Annotated in this window: 14 protein-coding genes and 2 riboswitches; of the genes, 11 read left to right on the top strand and 3 right to left on the bottom strand. The window is 36.9% G+C overall.

Annotated elements, in window-relative coordinates:
* The first annotated feature begins 224 nt into the window (after positions 1-224).
* From tsaE to tsaD, 4 genes are read left to right on the top strand one after another with little or no spacing between them, the layout of a single operon-like run.
* The gene (tsaE, locus tag RTP99_RS27535; protein ID WP_000049631.1) at positions 225-698 is read left to right on the top strand and encodes a tRNA (adenosine(37)-N6)-threonylcarbamoyltransferase complex ATPase subunit type 1 TsaE; all 474 of its coding nucleotides are present in this window, start codon (positions 225-227) and stop codon (positions 696-698) included.
* On the top strand, positions 679-1,371 hold the full coding sequence (gene tsaB / locus RTP99_RS27530) for a tRNA (adenosine(37)-N6)-threonylcarbamoyltransferase complex dimerization subunit type 1 TsaB (protein WP_000865757.1): 693 nt from the start codon (positions 679-681) through the stop codon (positions 1,369-1,371). The genes tsaE and tsaB overlap by 20 nt, the downstream gene beginning before the upstream one ends.
* A 13-nt stretch (positions 1,372-1,384) precedes the next feature.
* A complete protein-coding gene (gene rimI / locus RTP99_RS27525) occupies positions 1,385-1,828 on the top strand; it encodes a ribosomal protein S18-alanine N-acetyltransferase (protein WP_000367198.1) in 444 nt (147 codons plus the stop codon).
* Positions 1,828-2,844 (top strand): tRNA (adenosine(37)-N6)-threonylcarbamoyltransferase complex transferase subunit TsaD, encoded by a 1,017-nt coding sequence (gene tsaD, locus RTP99_RS27520; RefSeq protein ID WP_000414588.1) that lies wholly within the window; start codon positions 1,828-1,830, stop codon positions 2,842-2,844. The genes rimI and tsaD overlap by 1 nt, the downstream gene beginning before the upstream one ends.
* A 419-nt stretch (positions 2,845-3,263) precedes the next feature.
* Here the strand turns inward: tsaD and RTP99_RS27515 are convergent, their stop codons facing one another.
* Positions 3,264-5,198, bottom strand: coding sequence for an ABC-F family ATP-binding cassette domain-containing protein (locus RTP99_RS27515; RefSeq protein ID WP_000602137.1), 1,935 nt, complete (start codon positions 5,196-5,198; stop codon positions 3,264-3,266).
* Between the two features lie 187 nt (positions 5,199-5,385).
* On the opposite strand from RTP99_RS27515, the gene RTP99_RS27510 reads away from it, so the two are divergent.
* On the top strand, positions 5,386-6,015 hold the full coding sequence (locus tag RTP99_RS27510) for a redox-sensing transcriptional repressor Rex (RefSeq protein ID WP_000437705.1): 630 nt from the start codon (positions 5,386-5,388) through the stop codon (positions 6,013-6,015).
* 29 nt (positions 6,016-6,044) lie between these two features.
* Here RTP99_RS27510 and RTP99_RS27505 read toward each other — a convergent pair whose 3' ends face one another.
* Positions 6,045-6,236 (bottom strand): YdiK family protein, encoded by a 192-nt coding sequence (locus RTP99_RS27505; protein WP_001246201.1) that lies wholly within the window; start codon positions 6,234-6,236, stop codon positions 6,045-6,047.
* Positions 6,233-6,982 (bottom strand): CPBP family intramembrane glutamic endopeptidase, encoded by a 750-nt coding sequence (locus tag RTP99_RS27500; RefSeq protein ID WP_000745338.1) that lies wholly within the window; start codon positions 6,980-6,982, stop codon positions 6,233-6,235. The genes RTP99_RS27505 and RTP99_RS27500 overlap by 4 nt, the downstream gene beginning before the upstream one ends.
* 397 nt (positions 6,983-7,379) lie before the next feature.
* On the opposite strand from RTP99_RS27500, the gene groES reads away from it, so the two are divergent.
* From groES to RTP99_RS27470, 6 genes are all read left to right on the top strand, one after another.
* On the top strand, positions 7,380-7,664 hold the full coding sequence (groES, locus tag RTP99_RS27495) for a co-chaperone GroES (RefSeq protein ID WP_000917306.1): 285 nt from the start codon (positions 7,380-7,382) through the stop codon (positions 7,662-7,664).
* A 38-nt stretch (positions 7,665-7,702) separates the two neighbouring features.
* Complete coding sequence (gene groL / locus RTP99_RS27490) at positions 7,703-9,337, top strand: chaperonin GroEL (protein WP_001029999.1); 1,635 nt, start codon at positions 7,703-7,705, stop codon at positions 9,335-9,337.
* Between the two features lie 140 nt (positions 9,338-9,477).
* Positions 9,478-9,579, top strand: a riboswitch (purine riboswitch).
* Between the two features lie 164 nt (positions 9,580-9,743).
* Positions 9,744-11,282, top strand: coding sequence for a glutamine-hydrolyzing GMP synthase (gene guaA, locus RTP99_RS27485; protein WP_000743925.1), 1,539 nt, complete (start codon positions 9,744-9,746; stop codon positions 11,280-11,282).
* A 151-nt stretch (positions 11,283-11,433) separates the two neighbouring features.
* Positions 11,434-11,535, top strand: a riboswitch (purine riboswitch).
* Positions 11,536-11,662: 127 nt separating this feature from the next.
* A complete protein-coding gene (locus RTP99_RS27480; protein WP_000833094.1) occupies positions 11,663-12,988 on the top strand; it encodes an NCS2 family permease in 1,326 nt (441 codons plus the stop codon).
* Positions 12,989-13,132: 144 nt separating this feature from the next.
* Entirely contained in the window at positions 13,133-13,834 is a 702-nt protein-coding gene (locus RTP99_RS27475; protein WP_001262948.1) for a response regulator transcription factor, read from the top strand.
* On the top strand, positions 13,818-15,323 hold the full coding sequence (locus RTP99_RS27470; protein ID WP_000719233.1) for a sensor histidine kinase: 1,506 nt from the start codon (positions 13,818-13,820) through the stop codon (positions 15,321-15,323). Before RTP99_RS27475 ends, RTP99_RS27470 begins: the two co-directional genes overlap by 17 nt.
* The last annotated feature ends 232 nt before the right edge of the window (positions 15,324-15,555 follow it).

Raw genomic sequence — 15,555 nt, 5'->3', positions numbered from 1 at the left:
CCTGCCTGTCACGCAGGAGATCGCCGGTTCGACCCCGGTCGGGACCGCCATTTTATATAAAGAAAAGAACGAAACATGTTGTTTCGTATTTTTTTATTTGTTTTAACAAAAAACTAATAAAGACAGTCAAACTATCCTTAGGAAAACTCCTAAGGACTTTTTTATATATTCAAAACCTGTATAATAAATAGCAGAGAACATTGTGAGTAAAGTAGGTGAAGTCTGTGAGTAAATATGAAATAACAACAAAATCATCTGAGGAAACACAAAGATTATCAGAAAAACTTGGTGAACTTGCTCAGGCACAAGATGTAATTATTTTAGAAGGAGATCTAGGGGCTGGTAAGACGACTTTTACAAAGGGACTAGCAAAAGGTCTTGGAGTGAAAAGAGTTGTAAATAGCCCTACCTTTAATATTATTAAAGAATATAAAGGGAGATTACCGCTATATCATATGGACGTGTATCGCTTAGCAGAAAGTGAAGAAGACTTAGGTTTTGATGAGTATTTCTACGGTGAAGGAATTACGGTAGTAGAATGGGCTCATTTAATAGAAGCATATTTACCAAATGAGAAGCTACAAATTAGTTTATTCCATGCTGGAGATGATACAAGAAACATTGTACTCGAGCCAATTGGAGATCGCTATATTAGATTATGTGAGGAGCTATTACAAGATGAAAGTACTAGCAATTGATACTTCAAATTATGTAATGGGTGTATCCCTTATTGAAGAAGGAAACGTAATTGGGGAAATCATTACAAATTTAACAAAAAATCATTCTGTGCGTCTTATGCCAGCTGTAGAACAACTGTTAAAAGAATGTGGTGTAAAACCAAAAGAATTAACTAAAATAGTTGTAGCTGCTGGACCAGGATCATATACAGGTGTTCGTATAGGTGTGACAGCTGCCAAAACATTAGCTTGGTCACTTCAAATACCAATTGTGGGTGTATCAAGTTTAGAAGTAGTGGCTGCAAACGGAGCTAATTTTGATGGATTAATCTGTCCTTTATTCGATGGAAGACGTGGACAAATTTATACTGGCTTATATACATATGAAGGAGAGGATTTAACTTCTATAGAGGAAGACCGAATCATCCTTATTGTAGACTGGTTGCAAATGTTAAAAGATAAAGGAAAGCCTGTTTTATTTATTGGTAACGATGTGAAACTACACAAAGAAACAATTATCGAACATTTAGGCAATCAAGCTCTCTTTGCTCCTTTCACTAAAAATAACCCAAGACCAAGTGAGCTAGCGTTCTTAGGATTACAAAAAGAAGAACAGGATGTACATTCATTTGTTCCTAGTTACCTTCGTTTAGCTGAAGCTGAAACAAAGTGGTTAGAAAGTCAAAACAAGTAGGAGCTTGCAGAGGATGGATATGATATTTAGAAAGATGGAACTTGATGATATTGCTCAAATTGTAGCCATTGAAGAAGCATCTTTTTCAACTCCTTGGACTGCAGATGCCTTTCACCGTGAGTTAACGATGAATGAACATGCACATTATGTTGTGCTAGAAAAAGATGGTCGTGTAATTGGGTATTGTGGATTGTGGATAATTATTGATGAATCACATATAACAAATATAGCTATTTTGCCAGAATACAGAGGTCAAAAGCTAGGAGATGCTTTATTAAAAGAAGTTATTTCCGAGGCGAAAACTCTAGGTGTAAAAACGATGACACTTGAAGTACGTGTATCAAATGAAGTAGCAAAACAGTTATACAGAAAATACGGATTTCAAAATGGTGGAATTCGTAAACGATACTATGTAGACAATCAGGAAGATGGTCTCGTAATGTGGGTGAATATATAATGGAAAAAAATACGATTATACTTGGTATTGAAACAAGTTGTGATGAAACAGCAGTAGCGGTTGTTAAAAATGGAACGGAAATTATTGCGAATGTTGTTGCATCACAAATTGAAAGTCATAAACGTTTTGGCGGAGTTGTACCAGAGATTGCGTCCCGTCATCATGTAGAAGAAATTACAGTTGTATTAGAAGAAGCGTTAAAAGAAGCGAATATCACATTTGATGATATTGATGCAATTGCTGTCACAGAAGGACCTGGTTTAGTAGGAGCGCTTCTAATAGGGGTGAACGCAGCGAAAGCAGTGGCATTTGCACATGATATCCCCCTAGTTGGTGTTCATCATATCGCTGGCCACATTTATGCGAACCGCTTAGTAAAAGAAGTTCAATTCCCATTACTATCACTTGTTGTATCTGGTGGACATACAGAGCTTGTTTATATGAAAGAACATGGTTCATTTGAAGTAATTGGTGAAACGCGAGATGATGCAGCAGGGGAGGCATATGATAAAGTAGCTCGTACGTTATCTATGCCATATCCAGGTGGCCCTCATATTGATCGTCTTGCACATGAAGGGGAACCAACAATTGATTTACCTCGTGCATGGCTAGAACCTGATTCGTATGATTTCAGTTTTAGTGGATTGAAATCAGCAGTTATCAACACTGTGCATAACGCAAAACAACGCGGGATAGAAATTGCACCGGAAGATTTAGCAGCAAGTTTCCAAGAGAGTGTAATTGACGTATTAGTAACGAAAGCATCTCGTGCAGCGGATGCTTATAACGTAAAGCAAGTGCTTCTTGCTGGTGGAGTTGCTGCGAATAAAGGACTTCGTGCACGTTTAGAAGCAGAGTTTGCACAAAAAGAAAATGTAGAACTAATTATTCCTCCTCTATCTTTATGTACAGATAATGCAGCTATGATTGCGGCGGCAGGTACAATTGCGTATGAACAAGGAAAACGTGCTACATTAGCTTTAAATGCAAATCCAGGATTAGATATTGAAGCATAGTTATACACAAAATTAACCACAGCTTGTGGATAAAACCCATATTATCTGTTGATAATGTGGGTTTTATTGTGTATATAAAATGTTGATAACTTTTTTGTTGATTGTGGATAATGTGGAAAAGTTATTTAGATGTTTATTTTATAAAGGTGGATATGTGTATAAGCTTGTGGATAAAACAGATGAAGTCTGACCTTTGAATCTATCCTTTTTCGGGAAATAAAAACGAAGAAGGTATCTCTAAAAAACATTTTGAAATATGCCCTTATTATAAGGGGGGCTAATATTGTCAAACTTTGTCGGCAAATCGATACCTCGTGTCGAATTGTTTATGCAATAGAGGTTGACCATGGCTAGAAGATAAGAAGGATGTCTCATCGTCAAAAATCCCGACTGATGAGACATCCTTCTTATTTATACTCTTATAAATGCAATTCTTCCCATTCTGCCATACAAGCATCAAGTTGTTCTTGTAGTGTTTGCTTTTTCGTTGTAATTTCACTAGCCTTTTCATAATCTGCATATATTTCTGGTAAGCAAAGTTGATCTTCTAACGTAGCAATTTCTTCTTCAAATTGTACAATATTTTGTTCTAGTTCCTCAATTTTTCGAGTACGTTGACGCTCCAACTTTTTGCGCTCTTTTTCTTCGAGATAATTTAATTTTTCTGGAGCTACAGTTTTTTGAACAGGTGTCTGATTTTCTTGCTGTTCTTGTTGTTCAAATTCAGCACGTTCAATCATCTCATTTTTCTTTTCAACGTAGTAATCGTAGTCCCCTAAATATTCCTGTGCACCTTCTGTTGATAACTCAACAACGGTCGTCGTTACACGATTAATAAAGTAGCGGTCATGAGATACAAAGAGAAGGGTACCAGGATAATCAATTAAAGCATTCTCCAAAATCTCTTTACTATTTAAATCAAGATGGTTTGTAGGCTCATCGAGAATTAATAAATTCGACTTTTGCATCATAAGTTTTGCGAGGGCTAATCGAGCTTTTTGTCCACCACTAAGAGATGATACTGGTTTTAGTACATCATCTCCTGTGAATAAGAAGTTACCTAGTATCGTGCGGATTTCTTTTTCGGGTTGCAGTGGATATTCATCCCATAACTCATTTAAAACGCGCTTAGAAGATGTTAAATTGGCTTGTTCTTGATCATAGTAACCAACAGATACATTGGATCCGAAAGAAACATCACCATGTAGTAGTGGTAACTTATTCACAATTGATTTTAATAATGTGGATTTCCCAATTCCATTTGGACCAACTAAAGCAACGCTATCTCCGCGAGTTAAGCGCATTGTTACATGTTCAATAATTGGATCCTTATCATAGCCGATAGTTGCATCCTTTACTTGTAACACATCATTTCCGCTTTGTTTTTCGATATCGAAGTGGAAGGAAGCTGACTTAGAGTCACCTAATGGTCTTGTTAATAGTTCCATACGGTCTAATTGTTTACGACGGCTTTGTGCACGTTTTGTCGTAGATGCACGAGCTATATTTTTTTGAACGAAGTCCTCTAGCTTAGCGATTTCATCTTGTTGTTTTTCATAACGTTTCATTTCTTGCTCGTATAGTGCTGATTTTAAGTCTAAATATTTACTGTAGTTACCAACAAATCGTCTACTTTCTTTATTCGAAATTTCATATACTTGTGTAACAAGTTTATCTAAGAAATAACGGTCATGGGAAACGATTAATATTGCGCCAGGATAACCTTGTAAATATTGTTCAAGCCATGTTAATGTTTCGATGTCTAAATGGTTTGTAGGCTCGTCCAAAATAAGGAGGTCTGGTTTCGTTAATAATAATTTACCGAGAGCTAATCGTGTTTTTTGTCCACCGCTTAATGTGGAAATCGTCGTTTGGTGCGTTTCAACTGGGAAGCCAAGACCACTTAAAATCGAACGGATATCTGCTTCGTACTGATAGCCACCTTGATCTTTATAATCTAATTGTAATTGGTCATAATCAGCTAATAATCTTTCATATGTAGCCTCGTTTGAAAAGTTTTCTTCTTTTCCCATCTCTTGCTCTAGCCTTCGAAGTTTTGTCTCCATTTGCTGCAAGTGTGTAAAGACGGTTAACATTTCATCCCAAATTGTTAAAGACGTTTCTAAACCGGTATTTTGAGCTAGATATCCAATTGAGACATCTTTCGGTTTTATAATTTCTCCATCATCATGAGATAGCTCACCCGCTATTATTTTTAATAATGTAGATTTTCCGGCTCCATTTCGCCCGACTAATGCGATACGATCTTTCGTTTGAACTTCCAATTTTATGTTTGCAAGAATCGTTTCTGCACCGTATAATTTCGAAAGCGCGTTTACTTGTAATAAAATCAATGTTTTCACCTCAAATAATTTCTTAACTTTGCCATGTTTATATTTCTCAATCATACTAAAAATAGTGTATAGTTTAAAATACAGAGAGAATACTTCTTCTTTCTATTATACAAGGAATTTAATAAGTGCTAAACTTCTGTATTTGATTAAAGCATATGAATAAAGATAGGAAGAGAGGAGAGGTTATATGGAGCAACAGAAAATTCCACAAGCCACTGCTAAGAGATTGCCTCTATACTATCGATTTATCCAAAACTTATCTTTGTCTGGTAAGCAACGTGTTTCATCAGCCGAATTAAGTGAGGCGGTAAAGGTTGATTCCGCAACAATTCGAAGAGATTTCTCATACTTTGGAGCATTAGGGAAAAAAGGATATGGATATAACGTAAATTATTTATTATCATTTTTCCGTGAAACACTCGATCAAGATGATATAACACGTGTAGCGCTTATTGGAGTAGGTAATTTAGGGACCGCTTTCTTACATTATAATTTCACGAAAAACAATAATACAAAGATTGAAATGGCATTTGATGTTAGTGAAGAGAAAGTTGGAACAGAAATCGGAGGCATTCCTGTATATCACTTAGATGAATTAGAAGAACGTTTATCAACTGATATACAAGTGGCAATATTAACAGTACCCGCTACAGTAGCGCAATCTGTAGCCGATAGATTGGCAGAAACAAACGTGCATGGTATTTTGAATTTCACACCAGCGCGCTTAAATGTGTCAGAAAATATAAGAATTCATCATATTGATTTAGCAGTAGAGTTACAAACATTAGTTTACTTTTTGAAGAATTATCCACAATAAAACGCAGAGGAAGCGACCTCTGCGTTTTATTATTGTTTTTTCTTTGTGAATTTAACTAAGATAAGGCGAAGTGCCAAATTAAAATCAATCGTTGCCATAACTGCAAATAGTATTGTCCACATATTCCAAATTGTATCTGTTACGTTCGTAATGGCGAAGCGTGTAAAGATACATCCTAGAAGGAAGTACAATGCAGCCATGAACAATGGTGAGTTTCTCATACTAAAAATCCTCCGATAAAGCCTTGCATTTTTTCAGCTTCTTTAATCATTTCCTGAATTTGTTCGTTACTCACTAAAACTTGGGCAATTGCAACTAATGTATTCATTGCAACATGAGCTGCAATGGGAACGATAATACGCTTCGTTTTTACATATAAGAAGGCGAATACGAGACCCATAGCAGTGTATACCAATAAGTGAGTAAAATCAAAATGAATCGCCGCAAATACAAGGGAACTAATGATAGCGGCAATAAAGAAGTTAAACTTCTTATAAAGTGTACCAAATAAAATCTTTCTAAATACGATTTCTTCCAAAATAGGTCCTATTATAGAGATGACGATAAGGAACCAAGGAGTAGTTCTTGCGATATCCATAAGCCTTGCTGTATTTTCAGATCCAGGTTTAATACCTAATACATACATTTCAATCATACCAGCAATACTTTGCGAGAAAAATGCTAAGAAGAAACCGATAAAAATCCAACCAATTGTAGCTGGAACAGTAGAACGCGTTTTATCTAAATGTCTATCACGAATATCTGTTCTAAGTAACCAAAGTACGATACATAATGCAATAAAGAAGCTAATGATTGCCCAGTGACCAGTTATAAGTTGAAATTTCTCTTCCCTAGTAAATCCCCTGTTATCATAAAGTCCAGTTTTCAGGAGAAGTGGTAATCCAGCAATTGATGATAACTGCATTAAGATGTATGTAACGATAACCCACCAATATTGTTTTTTCAAATGGTTTAACCATCCTTTCTAACTCTAGTGTATGAGATAAGGTAGGATAACATGTAAATATGCTACCTACGATATAAACCTCTTGAATTATGTTTTTTTCGTAAATCCTTATTTGAAATTATAATAGAAGACAGGAGAAAGTTGTATGTGTAGCGAAAACAACTTAGGGTGTCCCTTCATATTGTAACATACGAGTAGCGGAAACAACGATTCATATGGTAAAGGTAGAAGAAGAGGAACTCTATATAGAAAAGTTTATAGCGTAATTTGCGAAAAAATTATGATTTTTTTACTTGCAAAAGAAATTGAGATTATTTATTATTATAAGTGTGTTAGCACTCGAGTGACTTGAGTGCTAATAAAAAAATTACATAACAAAATGAGGAGGTTATTGTTCATGCTAAAGCCATTAGGTGATCGCGTTGTAATTGAGCTTGTTCAAGCGGAAGAAAAAACAGCAAGTGGTATTGTATTACCAGACACAGCAAAAGAAAAACCACAAGAGGGTAAAGTTATTGCAGTAGGTACTGGTCGAGTGCTTGAAAATGGTGAGCGTGTTGCTTTAGAGGTAGCAGCAGGTGATCTTATCATCTTCTCAAAATATGCAGGTACTGAAGTGAAATATGAAGGTACAGACTACTTGATTTTACGTGAAAGTGACATTTTAGCAGTTATCGGTTAATTATATAAATCTTAAAAAATCCAAGGGGGTCAATTATTATGGCAAAAGATATTAAATTTAGTGAAGAAGCACGTCGTTCGATGCTTCGCGGTGTCGACACTCTTGCAAACGCAGTAAAAGTAACGCTTGGACCAAAAGGTCGTAATGTTGTTCTTGAGAAAAAATTCGGTTCACCACTTATTACAAATGACGGTGTAACAATCGCAAAAGAAATTGAATTAGAAGATGCATTCGAAAACATGGGTGCGAAATTAGTAGCAGAAGTTGCTAGCAAAACAAATGATGTAGCTGGTGACGGAACAACAACTGCAACTGTATTAGCGCAAGCTATGATTCGTGAAGGTCTTAAAAACGTAACAGCTGGTGCGAACCCAATGGGTCTTCGTAAAGGTATCGAAAAAGCTGTAGTTGCTGCAGTAGAAGAATTAAAAACGATTTCTAAACCAATCGAAGGTAAATCTTCTATCGCACAAGTAGCTGCTATTTCTGCTGCTGACGAAGAAGTAGGTCAATTAATCGCTGAAGCAATGGAGCGCGTTGGTAACGACGGCGTTATTACTTTAGAAGAATCTAAAGGTTTCACAACAGAATTAGACGTAGTAGAAGGTATGCAATTTGATCGTGGATATGCATCTCCTTACATGATTACTGATTCTGACAAAATGGAAGCAGTTCTTGATAACCCATACATCTTAATCACTGACAAAAAGATTTCTAACATTCAAGAAATCTTACCAGTATTAGAGCAAGTTGTACAACAAGGTAAACCACTTCTTATCATTGCTGAAGATGTAGAAGGCGAAGCATTAGCTACATTAGTAGTGAACAAACTTCGTGGTACATTCAATGTAGTAGCTGTTAAAGCTCCTGGATTTGGTGACCGTCGTAAAGCAATGCTAGAAGATATCGCAATCTTAACTGGTGGCGAAGTAATCACTGAAGAATTAGGCCGTGACTTAAAATCTGCTACAGTTGAATCTTTAGGACGCGCTGGTAAAGTTGTTGTAACGAAAGAAAACACAACTGTAGTTGAAGGTGTAGGAAGCACAGAACAAATCGAAGCTCGCATCGGTCAAATCCGTGCGCAATTAGAAGAAACAACTTCTGAATTCGATCGTGAAAAATTACAAGAGCGTCTTGCAAAACTTGCAGGTGGCGTAGCAGTAATTAAAGTAGGTGCAGCAACTGAAACTGAGTTAAAAGAGCGTAAACTTCGCATTGAAGATGCACTTAACTCAACTCGTGCAGCAGTAGAAGAAGGTATCGTTGCAGGTGGTGGTACTTCACTTATGAACGTATACACGAAAGTAGCTTCTATCGTAGCTGAAGGCGACGAAGCAACAGGTATTAACATCGTACTTCGTGCACTAGAAGAGCCAGTTCGCCAAATCGCAATCAACGCTGGTCTAGAAGGATCTGTAGTTGTAGAGCGTCTAAAAGGCGAAAAAGTAGGCGTTGGTTTCAACGCAGCTACTGGCGAGTGGGTTAACATGCTTGAAACTGGTATCGTAGATCCAGCTAAAGTAACTCGCTCTGCACTTCAAAACGCAGCATCTGTTGCAGCTATGTTCTTAACAACTGAAGCTGTAGTAGCTGACAAACCAGAACCAAATGCACCAGCAATGCCTGACATGGGCGGCATGGGCATGGGCGGTATGGGCGGAATGATGTAATTCCGTTTTCCCTAAAAAACATCCATTTCTATATAGAAATGGATGTTTTTTTATGTTTTTTAGAAAAGGAAATGAATTTCTGTAGAATTTTGTCGCTTTCTCTCTTGACCATATTGATACTTCATTGTTAGAATCTAGGAAGATAATATAAAACGATCCTTCATATATCCTCAAAGATATGGTTTGAGAGTCTCTACCGGGTTACCGTAAACAACCTGACTATGAAGGCAGTGTGTCTTATATTTATAAAGAGCGGAGACTATCTTTCTTTATAAAGCCAGACCCCTGCCTTTTCTTTGTTATGAGACTAGAGGCGGAGGACTGGCTTTTTTTATTATATTGGTAATGCTTTTCGCCTAATTGGTGAAAATATTTATATACGAGAACTAACGTTGGGGTGATTATTTTGAAGAAGCAACACGATACAATTATCGTTTTAGATTTTGGAAGTCAATACAATCAGTTAATAGCACGTCGAATTCGTGAGTTCGGTGTATACAGTGAACTTCATCCGCATACAATTACTGCAGAAGAAATTAAAGAAATAAATCCAAAAGGGATTATTTTCTCTGGTGGACCGAATAGTGTATATGGTGAAGGTGCATTACATTGTGATGAAAAAATCTTTGACCTAGGATTACCGATCTTCGGTATTTGTTACGGTATGCAGCTTATGACACAAAAATTCGGTGGTAAAGTAGAACGTGCAAACCACCGTGAGTACGGAAAAGCGGTTCTTAAAGTAGAGAACGAATCAAAATTATATGCGAACCTTCCAGAAGAGCAAGTTGTATGGATGAGCCATGGTGACTTAGTAACTGGTTTACCTGAAGGATTCGTAGTAGATGCAACAAGTGAGTCTTGCCCAATTGCTGGTATGAGCAATGAAGCGAAAAACTTATACGGTGTACAATTCCACCCAGAAGTACGTCACTCTGAGCACGGTAACGATTTAATTAAAAACTTCGTATTCGGCGTATGTGGTTGTTCTGAAGGATGGAACATGGAGAACTTTATTGAAGTAGAATTAGAAAAGATTCGTGAAACTGTTGGAGACAAAAAAGTTCTATGCGCACTTAGCGGTGGTGTAGACTCTTCTGTTGTAGCAGTATTAATTCATAAAGCAATCGGTGATCAATTAACATGTATTTTCGTTGACCACGGTTTACTTCGTAAAGGCGAAGCAGAAGGCGTTATGAAAACATTTAGCGAAGGCTTCCATATGAACGTTATTAAAGTGGATGCAAAAGAACGCTTCATGAACAAGTTAAAAGGTGTAGAAGATCCAGAACAAAAACGTAAAATCATCGGTAACGAATTCATTTACGTATTTGATGATGAAGCTTCTAAATTAGAAGGAATGGACTTCTTAGCACAAGGTACACTGTACACAGATATCGTTGAAAGTGGTACAGCAACTGCGCAAACAATTAAATCTCACCATAACGTTGGTGGACTTCCAGAAGACATGCAGTTCAAATTAATTGAGCCTTTAAACACGTTATTTAAAGATGAAGTACGTGTATTAGGATCTGAACTAGGAATTCCTGATGAAATCGTATGGCGTCAACCATTCCCAGGTCCTGGTCTTGGTATTCGTGTACTAGGTGAAATCACAGAAGAGAAATTAGAAATCGTTCGTGAATCTGATGCGATTTTACGTGAAGAAATTATTAAAGCTGGCTTAGATCGCGAAATCTGGCAATACTTCACTGCGCTTCCTGGTATGCGTAGCGTAGGTGTTATGGGTGACGAGCGTACGTACGATTACACAGTAGGTATCCGCGCGGTAACATCTATCGACGGCATGACAGCTGACTGGGCACGTATCCCTTGGGACGTATTAGAGAAAATCTCTGTACGTATCGTAAACGAAGTAAAACACGTTAACCGTATCGTGTATGACGTAACGAGTAAGCCACCAGCAACGATTGAGTGGGAATAGTATTTATAAAAAGGTCCATCTATTACTTATGTATAGATGGATCTTTTTATTTTAGGGTTAATACGAACGAAACTATAAATGTTTGTAAAAATGTTCGTTTTTAAATTGACAAAACTACTTCGTCGAGTTAATATGAGTATGTAATTCAAACGAAAAGTGAATATTATGCCGTCGTATAATATCGGGGATATGGCCCGAAAGTTTCTACCTAGCTACCGTAAATGGCTTGACTACGAGGCGTTTTTATAAAGGTGAGGGGAATCTTATCTTTATTCATAGAACGCTTCCATGTATATGCAATGGAAGCCTTTTTTATTTTTAATAGATAAAAGAGGGCTAGGGGATTACGGCGAGTAATCATATAACGGGGGAAACGTAAGATGAAACGCTATTTTCAGTTTGATGAACTCGGCACGAATTACAAAACAGAGTTCATAGCAGGTTTAACGACATTTTTATCTATGGCTTACGTACTATTTGTCAATCCTGCTACGCTGTCACTTGGAAATGTTAAAGGATTACCGGCAGGTACAGGAATGGATCCAGGTGCAGTATTCGTTGCTACAGCATTAGCAGCAGCGATTGGTTCGTTAATTATGGGTATTTTCGCGAAGTATCCAATTGCTTTAGCGCCAGGTATGGGAATTAACGCGTTCTTTGCTTATACAGCAGTGTTAACGATGGGTATTCCATGGCAAACGGCAATTGCTGGAACGTTAATGTCAGGTATTATCTTTATTATTCTTACTGCTTCAGGTATTCGTGAAAAAATCATTAATGCAATTCCATCGGAGTTAAAGTTTGCAGTAGCGGCAGGTATTGGATTATTCATTGCTTTCCTTGGATTCCAAAATGCCGGAATTATCGTGAAAAATGATGCTGTTCTTGTTGGGTTGGGGGACTTAACAAAGGGCACAACGTTACTAGCAATTTTCGGAGTTGTTACGACCATTATCTTCATGATTAAGAAAGTTAATGGTGCAGTATTTTACGGTATGATTCTTACGGCAATCTTAGGAGTAGCAACCGGATTAATTGATACTCCGAAAGCGGTAGTGGGAGCAATACCGAGTTTAGAACCAACGTTCGGTGCGGCGTTAACGCACTTTGGAGATATTTTCACTGTTCAAATGGGGATTGTTATTATAACGTTCTTCTTTATCGATTTCTTTGATACAGCAGGTACGCTTGTAGCGGTTGCGAATCAAGCAGGATTAATGAAGAACAATAAATTACCACGTGCAGGAAAAGCGTTATTTGCAGATGCGATTGCAACTGTAATTGGTGCGATCTTAGGTACATCAACAACAACGTCTTACATTGAATCTTCTGCAGGGGTAGCGGCAGGTGGACGTTCTGGATTTACAGCAGTTGTAACAGCAGGATTCTTCTTGCTGGCACTATTCTTCTCGCCATTACTAAGTGTTGTAACACCAGCTGTAACGGCACCAGCATTAATTATTGTAGGAATCTTGATGGTTTCTTCCTTAGGGGAAATTGATTGGAAGAAATTTGAGATTGCAGTACCAGCATTCTTTACTATCATTTCAATGCCACTTACGTATAGTATCGCAACAGGAATTGCGATCGGGTTTATCTTCTATCCAATTACAATGGTAGTAAGTGGTCGACGTAAAGAGGTTCATCCGATTATGTATGTTATGGGTGTTTTATTCGTACTATATTTCATCTACGTTCGTAAATAAAAGGGGTTTTTGAAAGGTCTAGACTTAAGGGGGGTCTAGACCTTTTTTGCGTCTTTAGAAAATCTTAAGGATTTCCGAGCGTTTTTCTTCAGAAGTTTTCCTATAATAGAAGTTAGGGATTAAAAAAGTGATGGGGGAGATATTGTGGCAAATGAAACAATACTTGTCGTAGATGATGAAAAAGAAATTAGGAATCTTATTAAAATCTATTTAAAGAATGAAGGATATAAAGTATTGCAAGCAGGGGACGGCGAAGAAGGATTACGTTTACTAGAAGAAAACGAAGTACATCTAGTCGTATTAGATATTATGATGCCGAAAGTAGACGGCATTCATATGTGTATGAAAGTAAGGGAAGAAAAAGAAATGCCAATTATTATGCTTTCCGCGAAAACGCAAGATATGGATAAGATTTTAGGGTTAACAACGGGTGCAGATGATTACGTAACGAAACCATTTAATCCGTTAGAGTTAATCGCAAGGATAAAATCTCAGTTACGCCGTTATATGAAAATGAATGGTTTTTCTATTCAAAATGAGGACGAGTTAGAAATTGGAGAGATGAAAATCAACATCTCGACCCATAAAGTTATTGTAGAGGGAGAAGAAGTGAAGTTGACCCCGAGGGAATTTTCAATTCTAGAATTACTAGCCCGTAATCCGGGAATGGTCTTTAGTGCAGAGCAAATTTATGAAAAGGTTTGGAATGAACGATCTTTCCAGTCTGATAATACTGTAATGGTGCATATTCGGAAAGTACGTGAAAAGATTGAAGAGAATCCAAGGAAGCCTAGATATATAAAAACAGTATGGGGAGTGGGGTATAAGATTGAAAAAGATATTTAATCCATTTACTTATGTTAGGAAATTTCGAGAGTTAATCGGAAAGCTAGTGAAGAGTGTGAAACGGAGTGTGCGGATTCAACTTATTACTGCGTTCACTGCTTGTGCGTTATTAGGGATTTTGTCAGCGAAGGCAGCAGCGCCATTTTTTGAGAATGCGAATCGAGAGGCGACGATCGATTATCGGACTGGTATGGAACAAATTAACCAACAAGCACAAAGTGTGGCAAATAGTTCAGTTCATGAAAATAAATTAGAAGCTATATCAAGTATGATTGAAATAGAGAATCAAAATTTAGAACGAGACTCTAGAGCTTTAAAAGTATTGGTTACTGACGAGAGTGGTAAAGTTTTATATAAAACGAAGCAGGCACAAGAAGAACAAATTGATTTGCATAATACAATTCGTAATGCATCATCGTTTGCGATTAATTATATGAATGGTAGAAAAGAATTTGAAAGTACGAGAAAAGAATTTATAGCCTTTGCGCCTATTACAATAGAAGATAAGAATTTATACATGTTTGTTAGTGGGATTCCAGAAGGTGAAGTAATATATGATACGCAAGAAGGACCATTCCCATTTTTAATTGGTGTACTCGTATTCATTTTTTCTTTCTTCTATATAACAAAGAGAAAGATGAAGCAAATTGAAGCGATGGCAGAAGGTGTAAAGGAAATAGAAAAAGGTAATTTAGCGTACCGTATTGAGAAGAAAGGTGAAGACGAGATTGCGTCTTTAACTGAGAATATTAATAATATGGCAGAAGAGCTTATGAATAATATAGAAAAGGAACGTAAATTAGAGAAGCAAAAAAACGAACTTATTACGAATGTATCTCACGATTTACGTACACCACTTACTTCTATTATGGGTTACTTACGATTACTTCGAGATTCTAAATATGAAAATAAAGAACAACATGATGAGTATACGAGAATTGCTTTTGCGAAGTCGGAGCAGTTAAAGAATTTAATAGAAGATTTATTTGAGTATACGAAGTTAACAAATGAGCAAGTTATATTAGAAAAACAAGAGGTTTGTATAAATGAGTTACTCGAGCAATTAATAGAAGAGTTAGTACCGCAAGCAGAAGAGCATGGGCTTACGTTCGTTAAGAAGTTTCCTGAGGAACGTGCCTATGCAGCGATTGATTCGGAAAAGATGGTTCGTGTATTTGATAATTTATTAATGAACGCGATTAAGTATAGTAAAGATGATGGGGAGATAAAAGTTTCTCTTCAAAGGCAGCGCCGGGATATACAAATTGTAATTGCGAATCATAGTGAAGCGTTTACGAGAGAAGAGTTAGCGAGTTTGTTTGAACGTTTTTATAAGAAAGATCAATCTAGAAGTAGAGTAACAGAAGGATCGGGCCTTGGATTGGCGATTGCGAAAAGTATTGTTGAATTACAAGGGGGGAGTATTCGAGCTGAATATGAGGATGGTGTTATTCAGTTTGTCGTCTCGTTGCCAATTATAGAAAGATAATAAACGAATAGAATGGTATATGATAAAAAGGCTTATTTTAAAAGAAATAAGCCTTTTTATATTTTTTTAGAAAAATATATTGACGATTAGAGATTAGAGGTGTAATATTATACGAGTCGCCGATGACAACAACGTCGAAAGCGACAAACGAAATGAAAAACTTAGTTGACATTAACTAACGAAGATGTTAACATAAGGAAGTCGCAAATGAGCGACCAAGTAGTTCTTTGAA

The sequence above is a fragment of the Bacillus sp. (in: firmicutes) genome (genome assembly GCF_031983925.1).
Classification (GTDB): domain Bacteria; phylum Bacillota; class Bacilli; order Bacillales; family Bacillaceae_G; genus Bacillus_A; species Bacillus_A pacificus.
This window is presented reverse-complemented; position numbering and strand designations above follow the sequence as displayed.

Coding starts and splice junctions, on each gene's coding strand:
- tsaB (WP_000865757.1), top strand. CDS start 679: ATGAAAGTACTAGCAATTGATACTTCAAATTATGTAATGGGTGTATCC.
- rimI (WP_000367198.1), top strand. CDS start 1,385: ATGGATATGATATTTAGAAAGATGGAACTTGATGATATTGCTCAAATT.
- tsaD (WP_000414588.1), top strand. CDS start 1,828: ATGGAAAAAAATACGATTATACTTGGTATTGAAACAAGTTGTGATGAA.
- RTP99_RS27510 (WP_000437705.1), top strand. CDS start 5,386: ATGGAGCAACAGAAAATTCCACAAGCCACTGCTAAGAGATTGCCTCTA.
- RTP99_RS27505 (WP_001246201.1), bottom strand. CDS start 6,236: ATGAGAAACTCACCATTGTTCATGGCTGCATTGTACTTCCTTCTAGGA.
- groES (WP_000917306.1), top strand. CDS start 7,380: ATGCTAAAGCCATTAGGTGATCGCGTTGTAATTGAGCTTGTTCAAGCG.
- groL (WP_001029999.1), top strand. CDS start 7,703: ATGGCAAAAGATATTAAATTTAGTGAAGAAGCACGTCGTTCGATGCTT.
- RTP99_RS27480 (WP_000833094.1), top strand. CDS start 11,663: ATGAAACGCTATTTTCAGTTTGATGAACTCGGCACGAATTACAAAACA.